This window comes from Plantactinospora sp. KLBMP9567 (genome assembly GCF_033446045.1).
Lineage (GTDB): Bacteria > Actinomycetota > Actinomycetes > Mycobacteriales > Micromonosporaceae > Plantactinospora.
Map to the genome: position 1 here is coordinate 1 of NZ_JAWQRR010000067.1, position 15,731 is coordinate 15,731.

Annotated in this window: 12 protein-coding genes; 4 read left to right on the forward strand and 8 right to left on the reverse strand. The window is 72.1% G+C overall.

The window, feature by feature from the left end; all coding sequences use genetic code 11:
- Positions 1 to 10: 10 nt before the first annotated feature.
- The 6 genes from R6Y94_RS43715 to pepN all read right to left on the reverse strand — a co-directional run bounded on the left by R6Y94_RS43715 (position 11) and on the right by pepN (position 6,931).
- Entirely contained in the window at positions 11 to 1,261 is a 1,251-nt protein-coding gene (locus R6Y94_RS43715) for an alginate lyase family protein (RefSeq protein WP_318398561.1), read from the reverse strand.
- A 295-nt stretch (positions 1,262 to 1,556) separates the two neighbouring features.
- A complete protein-coding gene (locus tag R6Y94_RS43720) occupies positions 1,557 to 2,402 on the reverse strand; it encodes a DegV family protein (protein WP_318398560.1) in 846 nt (281 codons plus the stop codon).
- Between the two features lie 144 nt (positions 2,403 to 2,546).
- Positions 2,547 to 3,176, reverse strand: coding sequence for a histidine phosphatase family protein (locus tag R6Y94_RS43725; protein WP_318398559.1), 630 nt, complete (start codon positions 3,174 to 3,176; stop codon positions 2,547 to 2,549).
- Complete coding sequence (gene rsfS / locus R6Y94_RS43730) at positions 3,173 to 3,571, reverse strand: ribosome silencing factor (protein WP_318398558.1); 399 nt, start codon at positions 3,569 to 3,571, stop codon at positions 3,173 to 3,175. The genes R6Y94_RS43725 and rsfS overlap by 4 nt, the downstream gene beginning before the upstream one ends.
- A gap of 99 nt (positions 3,572 to 3,670) precedes the next feature.
- Positions 3,671 to 4,267, reverse strand: a complete 597-nt coding sequence (gene nadD, locus R6Y94_RS43735) for a nicotinate-nucleotide adenylyltransferase (RefSeq protein WP_318398557.1) — start codon at positions 4,265 to 4,267, stop codon at positions 3,671 to 3,673.
- A 141-nt stretch (positions 4,268 to 4,408) separates the two neighbouring features.
- Complete coding sequence (gene pepN / locus R6Y94_RS43740; RefSeq protein WP_318398556.1) at positions 4,409 to 6,931, reverse strand: aminopeptidase N; 2,523 nt, start codon at positions 6,929 to 6,931, stop codon at positions 4,409 to 4,411.
- Positions 6,932 to 7,001: 70 nt separating this feature from the next.
- Between pepN and R6Y94_RS43745 the strand changes: the two genes are divergently transcribed.
- The 4 genes from R6Y94_RS43745 to trpS all read left to right on the forward strand — a co-directional run bounded on the left by R6Y94_RS43745 (position 7,002) and on the right by trpS (position 13,421).
- The gene (locus R6Y94_RS43745) at positions 7,002 to 7,220 is read left to right on the forward strand and encodes a DUF397 domain-containing protein (RefSeq protein ID WP_318398555.1); all 219 of its coding nucleotides are present in this window, start codon (positions 7,002 to 7,004) and stop codon (positions 7,218 to 7,220) included.
- A gap of 305 nt (positions 7,221 to 7,525) precedes the next feature.
- Positions 7,526 to 9,061, forward strand: a complete 1,536-nt coding sequence (locus tag R6Y94_RS43750; RefSeq protein ID WP_318398554.1) for an RtcB family protein — start codon at positions 7,526 to 7,528, stop codon at positions 9,059 to 9,061.
- Positions 9,062 to 9,407: 346 nt separating this feature from the next.
- Positions 9,408 to 12,131 carry a PQQ-dependent sugar dehydrogenase gene (locus tag R6Y94_RS43755; RefSeq protein WP_318398553.1) on the forward strand — a complete coding sequence of 908 codons (2,724 nt, stop codon included), beginning with the start codon at positions 9,408 to 9,410 and terminating at the stop codon, positions 12,129 to 12,131.
- 255 nt (positions 12,132 to 12,386) lie between these two features.
- Positions 12,387 to 13,421, forward strand: coding sequence for a tryptophan--tRNA ligase (trpS, locus tag R6Y94_RS43760; protein ID WP_318398552.1), 1,035 nt, complete (start codon positions 12,387 to 12,389; stop codon positions 13,419 to 13,421).
- A 123-nt stretch (positions 13,422 to 13,544) separates the two neighbouring features.
- Here trpS and R6Y94_RS43765 read toward each other — a convergent pair whose 3' ends face one another.
- Both R6Y94_RS43765 and obgE read right to left on the reverse strand, forming a co-directional pair.
- Positions 13,545 to 14,054, reverse strand: coding sequence for a GNAT family N-acetyltransferase (locus R6Y94_RS43765; RefSeq protein ID WP_318398551.1), 510 nt, complete (start codon positions 14,052 to 14,054; stop codon positions 13,545 to 13,547).
- 71 nt (positions 14,055 to 14,125) lie between these two features.
- Complete coding sequence (gene obgE / locus R6Y94_RS43770; protein ID WP_318398550.1) at positions 14,126 to 15,604, reverse strand: GTPase ObgE; 1,479 nt, start codon at positions 15,602 to 15,604, stop codon at positions 14,126 to 14,128.
- Positions 15,605 to 15,731: the final 127 nt, after the last annotated feature.

The following is a 15,731-nucleotide window of genomic DNA, read 5'->3' on the forward strand; positions in this document are numbered from 1 at the left end:
CCCGGCGGGGTCAGTTGGGGTTGCCGGCGTGGGTCAGGGTCTCCCAGGCGACGAAGAGATAGTTCGTCCCGGCCGGACGCTGCCGTTCGGTGAGCTGCTGGGTACGGGTCATCGCGATGCCCCGGCGGTTGTTCAGGGCGTTGAAGGCAACCTCGGTGACCGGGCCGAGCCCCCGGGTCAGGCTGCCGCCGCAGAGCGTCGACGGGACGGCGTCGCCCAGTTCGTACTTGGCGTGGAAGCCGAGCGCGTGCCGCAACCGGTCCTGGATCTCCGGGTAGATGTCCTGCCCCTGGTGCCGGAGCGTCTCGGCGACGTGCGAGATGGCCGAGATGCCGTACCCGGTGTGGGTGAAGTCGCGGCAGGTCTCCTGGGAGAGCCCGTCGGAGAAGACCTGCTGGTCATGCCAGTACGAGACGACCTCGGCCCGGGTGTCGATGCCGCTGCCGACCGGGCCGCGCGGGTACGCCCCGTCGCTGGTCAGGTAGAGGAAGGCCGGCAACCGGTCGCGGAACTTGCCGACCGCCCGGTCGTAGGCGGCCCGGTCCTCAAGGAAGACCGCGATCCCGAGCGACGCCTCCATCATGCTCAGTTCCCAGTTGCCGTTGCTGGTCGCGTTGCCGTTAATAATCTCGGGCAGGTAGACGTCGCGCAGCATGGTGCCGAACCGGCTGACGCCGGCCGAGGACCAACCGCCGTAGGTGTACCGGATGATCTCGGCGGCCCGGGGCCAGCTCGACCCGGCCCAGGCGGTCTGCAACGGTGCGTTGCTGTTGGTGTGGTCCCGGATCGTCGCCGACCAGGCGTCCATGATCTGGATGGCCTTCTCCGCGTACCGGCTGTCCTGGGTGACGTACCAGGCCAGCGCCAGGCTGTACGCGGCCAGCGCGTCCTGCCGCTCGTCGGTGCAGCCGTTGTTGGGGTTGGAGTACGAGCCGCACTCGACGACCGCCCGGGGCTTCGGGGTACGGGTCAGCGAGGCGAAGCCGCTGGCCATCATCTGGTCGTAGGCGCCCTTCCAGGGCTGCGCTCCGGCGGTCACCCGGGCACGGACGAAGTCGAGCTGTGGCCGGCTGACCAGTACGCCGGGGTGGGTGAAGGTGGGCGGCGCCGCGATCCGCACCTCGGCGCCGGGCTGTCCGGCCGACGCGGTTGCCGGTGCGGCGGCGCCGGGCCCGGCGTACGGGACGATCGCGACGGTCGACAGCAGTAGCCCGGCGGCGATCGTCCGGAGTGTTCTGGGGCGGGGACGGGATCTGGACACGGTGCTCCTCCTGCTCGCGGGGGCCGGTGGTGATGGACGACCGCAACTCTTAGGAAGGTTTACTGTCCAATAGGACCATCCAAATCGACCTGAGTCAACGCCTACCGGACGAGAAGCCACCTTCCCAGCCACGCGCGACGATCAACGGACGCGGACGGATCAAGCGGGGCGGACGGATCAAGCAGCGCGGACGGATCAAGCGGGGCAAGGTCAAGCAGGGCAGAGGGACCGAGCAGGGCGTGGAGATCCACCAACGCGGGGAGAGCCAGCAGGACGGGACGCCGGAGACATCACCCTACCGACGGTGCACCACGACGCAGACCAGTCCCGGCCCGGCATGCGTGGCGATCACCGCTCCGGCCTCCGTGACGTACGTGGCCCGGAGCCGGTCACCGAGGCGTGAGCCCAACTTCGCCGCCAGGTCGGTCGCCCGAGCGGGTACGGCGAGATGGTGCAGCGCCACCTCGACCTCACCCGGACCGGCCGCGTCCACGGCGAGGTCGACCAGCCGGGCCAGCCCCCGTCCGGCGGTGCGGACCCGGTCCCGCAGCACGATGCCGCCGTCGGCCATGTGCAGGATCGGCTTCACCGACAGGGCGGTGCCGAGCAACGCCTCGGCAGCGTTGATCCGGCCGCCACGCCGGAGGAACTCCAGGGTGTCGACGTAGAAGAAGGCGCTGGTCCGGGCGATGGCGTCCAGCGCCGCCCGGCGTACCTCGGTCAGGCCCGCACCCCGGGCGGCGGCCTCGGCGGCGGCGAGCGCCGGGAAGCCGAGGCCCATCCCGGTCGACCGGGCGTCGACCACGCCGACCCGGGGACCCAGCTCGGCGGCGGCCAGCCGGGCCGCCTCCACCGTTCCGGAGAGTTCGGCCGACAGGTGTACCGAGACGACGCTGTCGGCCCCCTCGGCCAGCAGCCGGCGGTACGTCTCGACGAACTCCTCCGGCGCCGGCCGGGACGTGCTCATCGCGAACCGCCGGGCGCTCAGCGCCTGGGCCGCGTCCGCCGGCCCGACGTCGATGCCCTCCCGACCCTGCGTCCCGTCCAGCACGACGATCAGCGGCACGATGGTGAGCGGATGCCGCTCGGCCAGCTCGGCCGGCAGGTAGGCGGTGGAGTCGGTGACAACCGCGACAGGCATTCCGGCACGTTAGCCGATCACCGACGGCAGGACGACCGGCCGGCCACCGAACGGCGACCCGGGCAGCAGAACCCCGCCGACGGACGGCAGGTACCGCCGGACCCCGGGCAGGCCGCGCCGCAGCAGGCGGCCGACCGGAACGGCTCAGACGGCCGCCGGTGCGGGGCCGTGGGCGACCAGGCCGACGTTGTGCCCGCGCAACTGCCAGCCGCGTACCTCGTCGTGCCGCAACTCGGTCCAGTGGCAGTTGTTCAGCGAGCCGACCGACCGGAGCACGGTCGAGTCCCAGCCGAGCAGGTAGCCGCAGCCCTGTCGGGCGCCACCGCCGTGCGTGGCGATCACTATCGTGCCGCCCGGTACCGCGTCGGCGGCCTCCTGCAACGCCGTGCCGATCCGCTTGCCGAGGTCGTCGAGGCTCTCCACCTCGCTGCCGGGATCCGGGTCACCGGTCCGCCAGCGGGCGTACTCGGCGGGGAACCGCTGCGCCACCTCGGTCATCAGCAGCCCCTGCCACTGCCCGTAGAACCGCTCCCGCAGCCGGGCGTCGGTGCGGACCGGCAGGCCGGTCAGCGCCGCCAGCGCGGCGGCGGTGTCGGCCGCCCGACGCAGGTCGCTGGCGACGATCGCGTCCGGACGCAGCGCGGAAAGCAGCGGCGCGGCCTCGGCGGCCTGCTCGCGGCCGAGGTCGTTCAGCGGTATGTCGAGCTGTCCCTGCACCCGGTTGGCGGCATTCCAGTCGGTGTTGCCGTGCCGCCAGACGATCAGCCGGGTCATTCGGCGATGCCCGCCTCGGCCTCCACCAGGTCCCGGTCGACGAACGGGATCGTCGGGCAGTCCTTCCACAGCCGGTCGAGCGCGTAGAACTCGCGCTCCTCGGTGTGCTGGACGTGCACCACCAGGTCGACGTAGTCGAGCAGCACCCAGCGGCCCGCCCGCTCGCCCTCGCGGCGGACCGGCTTGGCCTTCTCGGGCAGACCGACCAGCGCCTCCTCGATCGCGTCCACGATCGCGGTCACCTGCCGCTCGTTGGGCGCGGAGGCGAGCAGGAACGCGTCGGTGATCACCAACTGGTCCGCCACGTCGATGATGACGATGTCCTGCGCCTTCTTGTCGGCTGCGGCCTGCGCGGCAACCGTTGCCAGCTCACGGGCGCGGTCGGAAGCTGTCACCATTCTCCTTCGATCAACCGTCGGACCCTCCTAGCCTCTCACACGGTGGCACCGTACGGCCCGGCGGTTAACGAACGATGAGCATGAAACCGGGCGGAATCACCCCCGGTAGAGCCCCCGTTTGGCGATGTACTGCACCACACCGTCGGGGACGAGATACCAGAGTGGCCCACCGGCGGCCACCCGGGCACGGCAGTCGGTCGAGGAGATGGCCATCGCGGGCACCTCGACCAGGCTGACCGTGTCGGCCGGCAGGTGGGCGTCGGAGAGGACGAAGCCGGGCCGGGTGACCCCGATGAAGTGGGCCAACTCGAACATCTGGTCGAGATCCTTCCAGGAGAGGATCTTCTCCAGCGCGTCGGCGCCGGTGATGAAGAAGAGCTGCACCTTCGGGCCGTACTCGGAGTGCAGGTCGCGCAGGGTGTCGACGGTGTAGGTCGGGCCGCCCCGGTCGATGTCGGCCCGGCTCACCTGGAACCGCGGGTTCGAGGCGGTCGCGATCACGGTCATCAGGTAGCGGTCCTCGGCCGAGCTGACCGGCTCGTCGGCCTTCTGCCACGGCTGGCCGGTGGGCACGAAGACCACCTCGTCCAACTCGAACCGGTCGGCCACCTCGCTCGCGGCCACCAGGTGCCCGTGGTGGATCGGGTCGAAAGTGCCTCCCATGATCCCTATCCGCCGGATGTCTGCCTCCACGACTTGATCGTAGGCCCGGACCCGCCGCCCGTTCCGGGGAGCATGAGCCAGATCGCACTTTCCGGCCGATCTGCCGAGCGGGCGGGCCGGTGGGCAGGCGGGCCGGTGGGCAGGCGGGCCGGTGGGCAGGCGGGCCGGTACTCACCGCCGCACGGCGAGCGCCCGACGCAGGTCGTCGTCCTCGTCGACGACCACCCGGCGCAGCCCGGGCGGCAGGTCGTCCCGGGCGAGCAGCGCCGCCGCCAGTTCCCGGGTCCGTGCCGAGACGGCGTACCGCGGATAACCCAGCCCGGCCACCCGGTCGGCCACCCAGGGGGTACGCCGCCGCGCTGCCGCGGGCATCTCGGCGAAGTACCGCTCCACATAGGAGTCGGTCAGTCCGGCCTGCTCCGGCTGCCAGAAGCCGCGCGCGGTCGCCTCCAGCAGCCGGTTCGACAGACTCGTCTCGCCGACGAGCAGCCGCCAGGCGTGCTCCTTGGCGGCCGGGTCCGGCAGCGCCGCCCGACAGGTCGCGGCCCACTCCGCCCCGCTGGCGCTGCGGTCCGCGGCCTGCTCGGCGGCGATCTCCGGCTCGCCCGCCGCGCCGAGCACGGCCAGCCGGCGCAGTACCGCCCAGCGCAGCTCGGCGTCGACCGCGAGCCCGTCGGGTACGTCCCTGCCGGCCAGCCAGCCGGCCAGCCGGGCGGTGTCGACGGTCGAGGAGATCCAGCCGCGTGCCGCCGCGAGCTGGCCCGACCCGCCGGGCGGCGCCACCGCGAGCAGCCGGGCGCAGGCCCCGGCGAGCTGCTCCAGGGCGGCCGGCCGGACCTGCGGGTCGAGATAGCGGTCGAGCAGGTTGCGGGCCCGGGCCAGTACGTCCTGCACCACGGCCACCTCGGTCTCGGCCGGCAGGGCGGCCACCACCAGCGCCACCAGGTCGGCGACCGGCCGTTCCCCGTCGGTCACCGCGTCCAGCGCCTCCGCCCAGAGCAGTGCCCGGGCCAGCGGATCGGCCAGTTCGGGCAGGGCCGCCGGCACGGCGGCGACCGAGCCGGCGTCCAGGCGTACCTTGGCGAAGGTCAGGTCGCCGTCGTTGGGCAGCAGCAGCCGGGCCGCAGGCTGACCGGTCAGCCCGCCGAGCACTGTCCGACCGCCGTCCACCGCCGGGTCGAGGTCCACCCCGATCCGGTTCCGCAACCGCAGCGCGATCCCCTCGCCGGCCGGCTCGGTGTCGTAGAGCCCGACGTCGATGCGGTGCGGGCGCAGCACCGGATGCTCCGGCGGGGCGCTCTGCACCAGGGCCACCTCGGCGTAGTGCCCGTCGTCGCGCAGCCGTACCTCGGTGCGCACGGTGTTGAGCCGCGGCTGGCGCAGCCACACCTGCGCCCATCCGGTCAGGTCGCGACCGCTGCTGGTGGCGAGCGCCGCGAGCAGGTCGGCGAGGGTGGCGTTGCCGAACCGGTGTGCGGCGAAGTATTCCCGCAGCCCGGCCAGGAACGCGTCGTCGCCGAGCCAGGCCACGAGTTGGCGGAGCACCGAGGCGCCCTTGGCGTACGAGATGCCGTCGAGGTTCGCCAGCGCCTCGGCGGCGTCGACCACCTCGGCCGGCGCGACCGGATGGGTGGAGGGCCGCTGGTCGGCGGCGTACCCCCAGGCCTTGCGGTGCAGCGCGAAGGTGATCCACGCCCGGTCGAAACGGGTCGCCTCGGCGGTGACCCGGGTGCCGAAGTACTCGGCGAACGACTCGTTCAGCCACAGGTCGTCCCACCAGCGCAGGGTGACCAGGTCGCCGAACCACATGTGCGACATCTCGTGCGCGATGACGTTCGCCCGGCGCTCCCGCTCGGCGTCGGTCACCGCCGACCGGGGCAGGTACTCGTCCCGCAGGGTGACCAGGCCCGGGTTCTCCATCGCACCCATGTTGAACTCCGGCACGAACGCCTGGTCGTACTTGTCGAACGGGTAGCGCACCCCGAAGAGCCGGTGCAGCCGGTCCAGGCACTGCCGGGTGACCGTGAGGATCTCCTCGGTGTCCCGGTCGAGATGCTCGGTGAGCGACCGCCGGCAGTAGAGACCGAGCGGGATCCCGTCGTGCTCGGCCCGGCGCACCGAGTACGGCCCGGCGACCAGCGTCACGAAGTAGGTGGCCAGCGGCGGGGTCGGGGCGAACACCCACCGTCCGGAGACCGGCCCGGTGCCGAGCCGCCCGTTGCCGGCAACGGTCCACTCCGGCGGCGCGACGACGGTCAGGGTCACCGGCGCCTTCAGGTCCGGCTGGTCGAAACAGGCGAAGATCCGCTGGGCGTTGTCCATCCCCGACATCGCGTAGAGATACGTCTCACCGTCGGCCGGGTCGACGAACCGGTGCAGCCCCTCCCCGCTGTTCGAGTACGCCATCTCCGCCTCGACCACCAGGGTGTTCTCGGCGGCCAGCCCGGTCAGCGGAAACTGGTTGTCCTCCAGCGCGGCCGGATCCAGTGCGGCACCGTTGTGTCGTACCCCGAGCAGTCGGGCCGGTCTGACCTCGACGAACGTGCCGGCCCCCGGAGTGGCCGCGCGGAACCGGACCGTGCTGGTCGCCCGGAACCGCTCCGCCGGCCCGGTGAGATCCAGTTCGATGTCGTACGACTCGACGGTGAGCAGGGCGGCGCGTTCCGCCGCCGCTACCCGGGTCAGGCTCGGCATCCGCTTATCCTGCACGATGGGTCCGTGGACGGTTCGGTCCCGGGCAGATTCACCGATGGAGGAACCGACGATGGCGCAGCACCCCAAGGGCGATTTCGACCTGTCGCGCGCCGTGTGGCAGCGTGCCGAGGGCGACGACTCCGAGGGCTCGGTCGAGATCGCGTTCGTCGACGATCTGATCGGCATGCGCAACTCCGCCGAACCGGACGGTCCGGTGCTGGTCTTCACCCAGGCCGAGTGGGACGCCTTCGTGGCCGGCGCCCAGGACGGCGAGTTCGACCTCGACTAGGTACGCACGGGCGGCGGACCCGCCGTCGGGCGCCGGGGCAACTCGATTGCCGCCCGACCGGCCGGGTCCTAGCCTGATCCTGACCTCGCGGCTGCTGAACCGTCGAGCACCACAACCGGAGAACGCGGGACCACCCCGCCCAGCCCGCACGCGTACGACCGCGTGCCGATGGCTCGTACCCACTGAACCTTTTTCGACCTGAACCGGGCGGCGCACACGCACCGCGCCCGACCTCGCGGTCCGCCAGACCGCAAGGGGAGGTGGAAAAAGGTTCACTCACCGCAGCCTGCGAAAGGTCTCTGCACGTGCCGATATCAGCGGCGAACCGACATGATCCACGCCTGGTCAGGGTCGACGACTCCTGGCTGCGCCTGCCCAACCCGTACGACGTCCCGGTCGAGATCTGCGCCGGGCCGGACGTACCTGTCGAACCGGTGGCGGTCGACGAACTGCTCACCGTGCTGGAAACCGCCGACACCCTGAATACGCTGGCCCGGGCCGTTCCGGGGCTGGACCCCGAGCCCCGGGTCGAGCGGGTCGTCTGCACCCCGGACTTCCACAAGGGTGCCGGCATCCCGATCGGCACCGTACTGCGCACGGTCGGCGCGCTGATCCCGCAGGCGGTCGGCAACGACGTCAACTGCGGAATGCGGGTCGAGGCGACCTCGCTCACCGTCGACCAACTCCGCCCGCACCTCGACCGGCTCGAACGCCGGCTGCGGCACCTGTTCTTCGCCGGTGGCCGCCGGATCGGGCTGACCCCCGGGCAGCGCGAGGGGCTGCTCCGCGAGGGGCTGCCCGGGCTGCTCGCCGACGGCGTACCGGCCGACCCGGTGGGCGCCTGGCGGCAGGTCGGGCCGGACGATCTCGCCGGCCTCGACGGTCGGCTGCACGCCGCCGGTTTCCCGGTCGACTCCGCCGAGGACTTCCGGGACTGGATCACCAGCGGCGGCGGGACCAGCTACGACAGCATCATCGGCAGCGTCGGTGGCGGCAACCACTTCGCCGAGTTGCAGTACGTGTCGGACGTCCGGGACGGCGCCACCGCGTACGCCTGGGGGCTGGCCCCGGGCCAGGTGGTGCTGATGGTGCACAGTGGCTCGCTCTCGCTCGGCCACCAGGCCAACGCCACCGGGCGGGACCTGGCCCGGGCCGCCTGGCCACACGCGGTGCCGCTGCCCCGGAACCGGATCCTGCCGATCTCGCTGGACGAGCGCACCGCACCGGCCCGGCAGCGCTATCTGACCGCCTTCGGCAACGCGGCGAACTTCGCGCTCGGCAACCGGTTCTTCCTGGCCCTGATGCTCCGGGCCGGGCTGGCCGAGGTCGCCGGTGAGCTGCGGTCCCGGCTGGTCTACGACGCACCGCACAACCTGCTGTGGCCGGAGCCGGACGGCACGGTACTGCACCGCAAGGGCGCCACCCCGGCCGCCGGAGCGGGCGGTGCCGGCCAGCGCCCGACCGACCTGTACGGCGAGCCGGTGATCGTGCCGGGCTCGATGGGTGCGCCGAGCTACCTGCTCCGGGGGCTGGGCAGTGCGCGGGCGCTGGCCAGTGCCTGCCACGGTGCCGGTCGGAGCATCCCGCGGGGCGCGGCGTCCCGGGGCGGCGACGCCGAACTGGACGCCTTCCTGCGGGAGTTCCGGGTGGTCACCCCGGTCGACCACCGGGATCCGGCGGTCGCCGCGCGGCGGGACATCGTCGACGCCTGGCGTCGGGACCTCAAGCAGGAGGCGCCGTGGGCGTACAAGGAGGTGGGCCCGGTGGTGCGGAGCCTGCGCCGGGCCGGGGTGGCCGAGCCGGTGGCGGAGCTGCGGCCCCTGCTGACCGTCAAGGGCTGACCCGTCCACACCGCACCCCGCCCCGGCGGGGACCGGTGTGGACGGTGTAGGCGGGCCGGTCGGGTGATTCTCCTCGCCCGACCGGCCGGACACTCTCCGATGATCCGCCGAGGCGGTGCGTCGTGGTCCGGACGGCATCATCCCCAAACATCAGGTGACGTACCGTTAGCCCGTAATCACGAATTGCTCACTCCGGGCGGGACCGGGCTGCCGCGCTCCGCCCCTACCCCTAGCGTGACAGGTCCTTTGTGCACCGGTCCCGCACCGGCCGCGCTCGGGTTCTTCGCGGCGGGGCGCGAAGGTCGCACCGTGCACTGCTTGGAGCTGCGCCAAGTTAGGGGAACGAATGCCATCTTCCGCACGACCGTCACCGGTCGCCCGCCTGCTGCGGACAGGAGTCGCGGTCGCGCTGGTCGCCGCCCTGGCCGCACCCATCTCCGGTACGGCACCCGCCGCCGCGGTGGTGCTGCCGACCGGCTTCCAGGAGCAGATCGTCTTCACCGGTCTGAACCAGCCGACCAACATCGAGTTCGCCCCGGACGGGCGGATCTTCGTCGCCGAGAAGGGCGGCCGGATCAAGGTGTACGACGACCTCGCCGACACCACCGCGACCGTCTTCGCCGACCTCTCGGCGAACGTGCACAACCAGCACGACCGAGGGCTGCTCGGGTTGGCCCTGCACCCGGGCTTCCCCACCCAGCCGTACGTCTACGTGCTCTACGCCTACGACGCCCCGCCGGGGCAGACCGCTCCGTACTGGAACGACAACTGCGCCTCGGTCGGCGGCACCAACGGCGGGCGGTGCATCGTCACCGGCCGGCTCTCCCGGCTGACCGCCGCCGGCAACACGATGACCGGCACCGAGCAGGTGTTCATCGACGACTGGTGCCAGCAGTACGCCAGCCACGCCACCGGTGACCTGCGGTTCGGTGCCGACGGCATGCTCTACGCCACCGCCGGGGACGGAGCCAGCTACGACCTGGTCGACTACGGCCAGCTCGGCAACCCGCCGAACCCCTGCGCCGACCCGCCCGGCGGCACGATGTCCGCGCCGACCGCCGAGGGCGGCGCGCTGCGCTCCCAGGACTCCCGGACCACCGCCGACCCGACCAGCCTGGACGGCACGGTACTCCGGCTCGACCCGCTGACCGGCGCCGCCGCGTCCGGCAACCCGTCGGCAGCCAGCCCCGACCCGAACATCCGGCGGATCGTCGCACAGGGACTGCGCAACCCGTTCCGGTTCACCATCCGGCCCGGCACCAACGAGGTGTGGCTCGGCGACGTGGGCTGGACCCGGTGGGAGGAGGTCAACCGGGTGGTCGACCCGACCGCCGGGGTGGCCAACTTCGGCTGGCCGTGCTTCGAGGGCGCCGGCCGGCAGAGCGGCTACGACAGCGCCAACCTCGACATGTGCGAGAGCCTCTACAGCGGTGCCGGGCAGACGGCACCGTTCTACACGTACGACCACGCGGCCCGGGTGGTGGCCGGGGAGGCCTGCCCGACCGGCGGTTCCTCGGTCTCCGGTGCCACCTTCTATCCGGCTGCCGGCGGCAGCTACCCGGCCGAGTACGCGGGCGCGCTCTTCTTCTCCGACTACTCCCGGGACTGCATCTGGGCGATGATGCCCGCCGCACCCGGCGGGCTGCCGGTGGCGACCAACCGGCGTACCTTCGGCAGCGCCGCGGCGAACCCGGTCGACCTGGCCATGGGGCCGGGCGGCGACCTCTACTACGTCGACCACGCCGGTTCGGTGCGTCGGATCCGGTACTTCCCCGGCAACCAGCCGCCGGTCGCGTCGATCGCCGCCTCACCCACCTCCGGGACCGCACCGCTGACGGTGAACTTCGACGGCACCGGCTCCTCCGACGCCGACCCGGCCGACGAGGGCCGGCTGCGCTACGAGTGGGACTTCACCAACGACGGCACCGTCGACGCCACCACGCCGACGGCCTCGCACACCTACCCGGCCGGCGGCCCGTACACCGCCCGGCTCACCGTCTACGACACGCTGAACGCCGCCGGCACCCAGACGGTGCCGATCCAGACCGGCAACAGCATGCCGACCGCGGTGATCGACACCCCGGGCAGCGCCTTCACCTGGGCGGTCAACGACCCGATCAGCTTCACCGGGCACGCGACCGACCCCGACCAGGGCACCCTGCCGGCCAGCGCGCTGCACTGGCGGATGTTGCTGCACCACTGCTACACGCTGGACAACTGCCACATCCACACGTTGCAGGACTTCACCGGCACCAGCGGCAGTATGCTCGGGCCGGACCACGAGTATCCGTCCTATCTGGAGCTGGTGCTGACCGCCACGGACAGCGGCGGGCTGTCGCACAGCACCAGCGTGCGGCTCGACCCGAAGACCGTCGACCTGACCTTCAACTCCAGCCCGGCCGGTCTGCAACTGGTGTTCGGCGCGACCGCACAGGCGGCGCCGTTCACCCGTACCGTCATCCAGGGGTCGAGCAACACCGTCAGCGCGGTCACCCCGCAGACCCTCGGCGGCGTGCCGTACGTCTTCGGCTCCTGGTCCGACGGTGGGGCGCAGACCCACGTGATCACCGCCCCGACCAGCCCGACCAGCTACACCGCCAGCTACAACCCGCAGTCCGGCAGCGTCCGGCTGCCGCAGTCGGCGTGGACCGTGGCCGGGGCGGACAGCCAGGAGACGCTGCTGGTCAACGGCCGGGCGACCAACGTACGGGACGGCAACACATCGTCGATCTGGCACACCCGGCGACTGCTGTCGAACTCGTCCCACCCGCACTGGATCGACCTCGACCTGGGCAGTGCCCGGACGGTCAACCGGCTGTACTACCTGCCCCGGCAGGGCTCGAACACCGCCGGCCGGATCACCGGCTACGAGGTGTACGTCTCGAACAGCCGGAGCAGTTGGGGCACGCCGGTGGCCACCGGCACCTTCCCGAACAGCGCGGCGGAACAGACGGTGACGATCCCGCCGGCCAGCGGCCGGTACATCCGGCTCCGCGCCCTCGGTGAGGTCAGCGGCAACCGGTGGACCTCGGTCGCCGAACTCAACGTCGGTGTGGTGCCGACCGGCTGACCCGAATGATCACGGTTCTGGCGACCGGTCGGTGGCGGCGGACGACGGCCGTCCCCGACCGGTCGCCGGGAGCCGCCGGGCGGTCCCGGTCCCTGCTACCGTGGAGGTGTGCGGATGACCTCGAACGGTTGGTGGCTGCCCTGACGGGCGGCCCACGCATCCGCGTACCCGAACAACAGCCAGCGGCCGCCCTCCGGGCGGCCGTTTCGCATGTGCTCACCCGGGGGCGGCGACCAACCCGGTAAGGAGCACCCCATGGCCCCGACCTCGCCACTTCCGGCAGCCACCGCGCTCGCCCCGAACACCCCGGCGGTACGCCGGATCACCGGCCTCAAGCCGACCGGTCACCTGCACCTGGGCAACCTGGTCGGTGCGATCCGGCCTATCGTCGCCGGCCAGTACCGGGCGGAGACGATCGTCTTCCTCGCCGACCTGCACGCGCTCACCGTGACCCACCAGCCGGCGCAGATCCGGGCGCTCACCCTGGAACAGGCCACCGTGCTGCTCGCCGCCGGCCTCGACCCGGACCGGGCGCTGCTCTACGTGCAGTCACAGGTGCCGCAGCACACCGAGTTGCACTACCTGCTGGAGTCCGCCACCGGCTACGGCGAGGTGCAGCGGATGATCCAGTTCCGGGAGAAGTCGGCGCAGCACCGGCAGGTACGGCTGAGCCTGCTCAGCTATCCGGTGCTGATGGCCGCCGACATCCTGCTGCACGACGTGCAGGAGGTGCCGGTCGGTGACGACCAGCGCCAGCACCTCGAACTCACCCGGACCGTGGCGACCCGGTTCAACGCCCGGTACGGCGACACCTTCACCGTGCCCCGGGCGGTCCATCCGGCGGTGTCGGCCCGGGTGATGGACCTGGCCGATCCGACCGCGAAGATGGGCAAGACCAGTGCCAGCGGGGCTGGCACGATCTTCCTGCTCGATCCGCCCGAGGTGATCCGCCGCAAGGTGCTGCGTGCGGTGACCGACCCGAGCCGGACCGTCGGGTACGACCCGCGGCACCGGCCCGGCGTGGCGAACCTGCTGGAGATCCTGGCGTCCTGCCTGGGCGGCTCATCCGCGGCTCTGGCCGCCGACTACCGGTCGTACGCCCAGCTCAAGAACGCCGTCGCCGAGGCGGTCGAGGCGATGCTCCGGCCGATCCGGCTCCGCTACGCCGAACTGGCCCGCGACCCGGGCTACGTCCGGCGGGTACTCGCCGACGGTGCCGAACGGGCCCGGGACAACGCCGCCGACACGGTCCACCGGGCAAAACGCGCCATCGGCCTACTCAGCCATTGAACCTTCGTCAACCTGGACAGCGCGGCGGGTCCGCCCGACTTCCACCTGAGGCCACAACGGACCCGCAAAGGGAGGTTGGCAAGGTTCGTTGAAGGGCCGCCCGACCGCGTCGGGAGGATCGCGCTACGTCAGGGAGGCGGTGGCCTCGGCCCGACCGGCAAGCCACTGCATCCCTGAAGTGGCCGATCCCGCACCCGGCAGGCGTTTCTCGAAGCAGACGCTGTAGGCATTGTCGACGTACTCGCCGTAGACCGGGATCTCGACGTAGCCCGACGAGAGATAGAGCTGGATCGCGCCGGGAAGGTAGCTGCCGGTCTCCAGGCGCAGCACGGTGTACCCGGCCCGCAGGGCAAGCTCTTCGAGCGCGCCGAGCATCTGCCGGGCGAAGCCCTGGCCCCGCTGCGCCGGCCGCACGTACATCCGCTTGACCTCGGCGGTGTTCCGGTCCAGCGCCTGGATCGCGCCGCAGGCGACCGCCCGGCCGGCGACCACACCCACCAGGTAGCGGGCGTCGTCGTGCGGCATGAACACCTGCCCGTCCAGACCGCCGTCGGCCTCCCGAAGCTCACGCTGCTGGGCCACCACCAGGGCGGCCAGCTCGGGATCCGACGACGCACGCGACTCGATCAGCACACCATCGACGCTAACCACCGGGCATTTCAACAAGGTTTCGGCCAAGTGGCCCCGATACGGAGCGTAGAGAACTAATCCGCGCCCTCTGCCGTACCGCCGCCCGGCCGGTCCACGGTGCCGTCCGGCGCCGACCCCTCGGCCTCTGGCGGTCGCTGCCGGCGGGCCTTGCGGGCGGCGAGCCGCTCGGCCGCGGTCGGCCGGGTCACCTTCTCGGCCAGCCGGCTGTCGGTGCCCCGGGCGCTCGGCACGTACTCGGCGCCGGCGTAGAGCGTCGGCTGCCAGTCGAACTCCCGCTCGCCGATCCGGACCAGGCTGCCCGGCTCGGCACCGGCCTTGCCGAGTTGCTCCTCGACGCCCAGCCGGGCCAGCCGGTCGGCCAGGTAGCCGACCGCCTCCTCGTTGTCGAAGTTGGTCTGCTTGACCCAGCGTTCCGGCCGCTGCCCGCGCACCACGTACGCGCCGTCCGGCGCCGCCTCGATCGTGAAGCCGGCGTCGTCGACCGCGACCGGCCGGAGCACGATCCGGGTCGGCTCCAGATCGGGCGCCACCGCCCGGGACTGCTCGACCAACTCCGCCAGCGCGAAGGTCAACTGGCGCAGCCCCTCCCGGGTCACCGCCGAGACCTCGAAGACCCGCAGGCCACGGGCCTCGATGTCGGGCCGGACGATCTCGGCGAGATCCCGCCCGTCCGGTACGTCGATCTTGTTCAGTACGACCAGCCGAGGCCGGTCGGCCAACCCGCCGTACTCGGAGAGTTCGGCCTCGATGGCATCGATGTCGGCCAGCGGATCGCGCCCCGGCTCCGGGTTGGCCGCGTCCACCACGTGCACCAGCACCGCGCAGCGCTCGATGTGCCGGAGGAACTCCAGCCCGAGCCCCTTGCCGGTGGCCGCCCCGGGGATCAGGCCCGGCACGTCGGCGACGGTGAAGGTGTGCTCGTCGACCCGGACCACGCCGAGGTTCGGCACCAGCGTGGTGAACGGGTAGTCGGCGATCTTCGGCTTGGCCGCCGAGAGCACCGAGATCAGCGAGGACTTGCCGGCCGACGGGAAGCCCACCAGGCCGACGTCGGCCACGCTCTTGAGTTCGAGTACGACGTCGAGCTGGTCCCCCGGCTCGCCCAGTTCGGCGAAGCCGGGCGCCCTGCGCCGGGCGTTGGCCAGCGAGGCGTTGCCCCGGCCACCCCGGCCGCCCCGGGCCACCTCGAAGGTGGTGCCGGCGCCGACCAGGTCGGCCAGCACCGTGCCGTCCACGGCGTGCACGACCGTCCCGTCCGGGACCTTGAGCACCAGGTCCTGCCCGTTGGCACCGTCCCGGTTGGAGCCGGCGCCGCCCTTGCCGTTCTCGGCCTTGACGTGCGGCCGGAAGTGGAAGTCGAGCAGGGTGTGCACCTGGGGGTCGACCACCAGGGACACGCTGCCGCCGTGCCCGCCGTTGCCGCCGTCCGGCCCGCCGAACGGCTTGAACTTCTCCCGATGGATCGAGACGCAACCGTGCCCGCCGTCCCCGGCCTGCAGGTGCAGTACGACCCGGTCAACGAACGTCGTCACGCTGCCAATCCTTTCATCGGCGCCGACCGGCGGCGCCGGATACGGCACAGGTCGTCCGCCCGGCCGGGAGGGCCGGGCACGGGCCGACCGGTGCCCGAGAAACGGCGGAGCGGGCCCGGACACCAGG

Bases quoted from the DNA above. Each gene is read 5' to 3' on its own strand.
- R6Y94_RS43720 (WP_318398560.1), bottom strand. From the start codon at position 2,402: ATGCCTGTCGCGGTTGTCACCGACTCCACCGCCTACCTGCCGGCCGAG.
- R6Y94_RS43725 (WP_318398559.1), bottom strand. From the start codon at position 3,176: ATGACCCGGCTGATCGTCTGGCGGCACGGCAACACCGACTGGAATGCC.
- pepN (WP_318398556.1), bottom strand. From the start codon at position 6,931: ATGCCGAGCCTGACCCGGGTAGCGGCGGCGGAACGCGCCGCCCTGCTC.
- R6Y94_RS43745 (WP_318398555.1), top strand. From the start codon at position 7,002: ATGGCGCAGCACCCCAAGGGCGATTTCGACCTGTCGCGCGCCGTGTGG.
- R6Y94_RS43755 (WP_318398553.1), top strand. From the start codon at position 9,408: ATGCCATCTTCCGCACGACCGTCACCGGTCGCCCGCCTGCTGCGGACA.
- trpS (WP_318398552.1), top strand. From the start codon at position 12,387: ATGGCCCCGACCTCGCCACTTCCGGCAGCCACCGCGCTCGCCCCGAAC.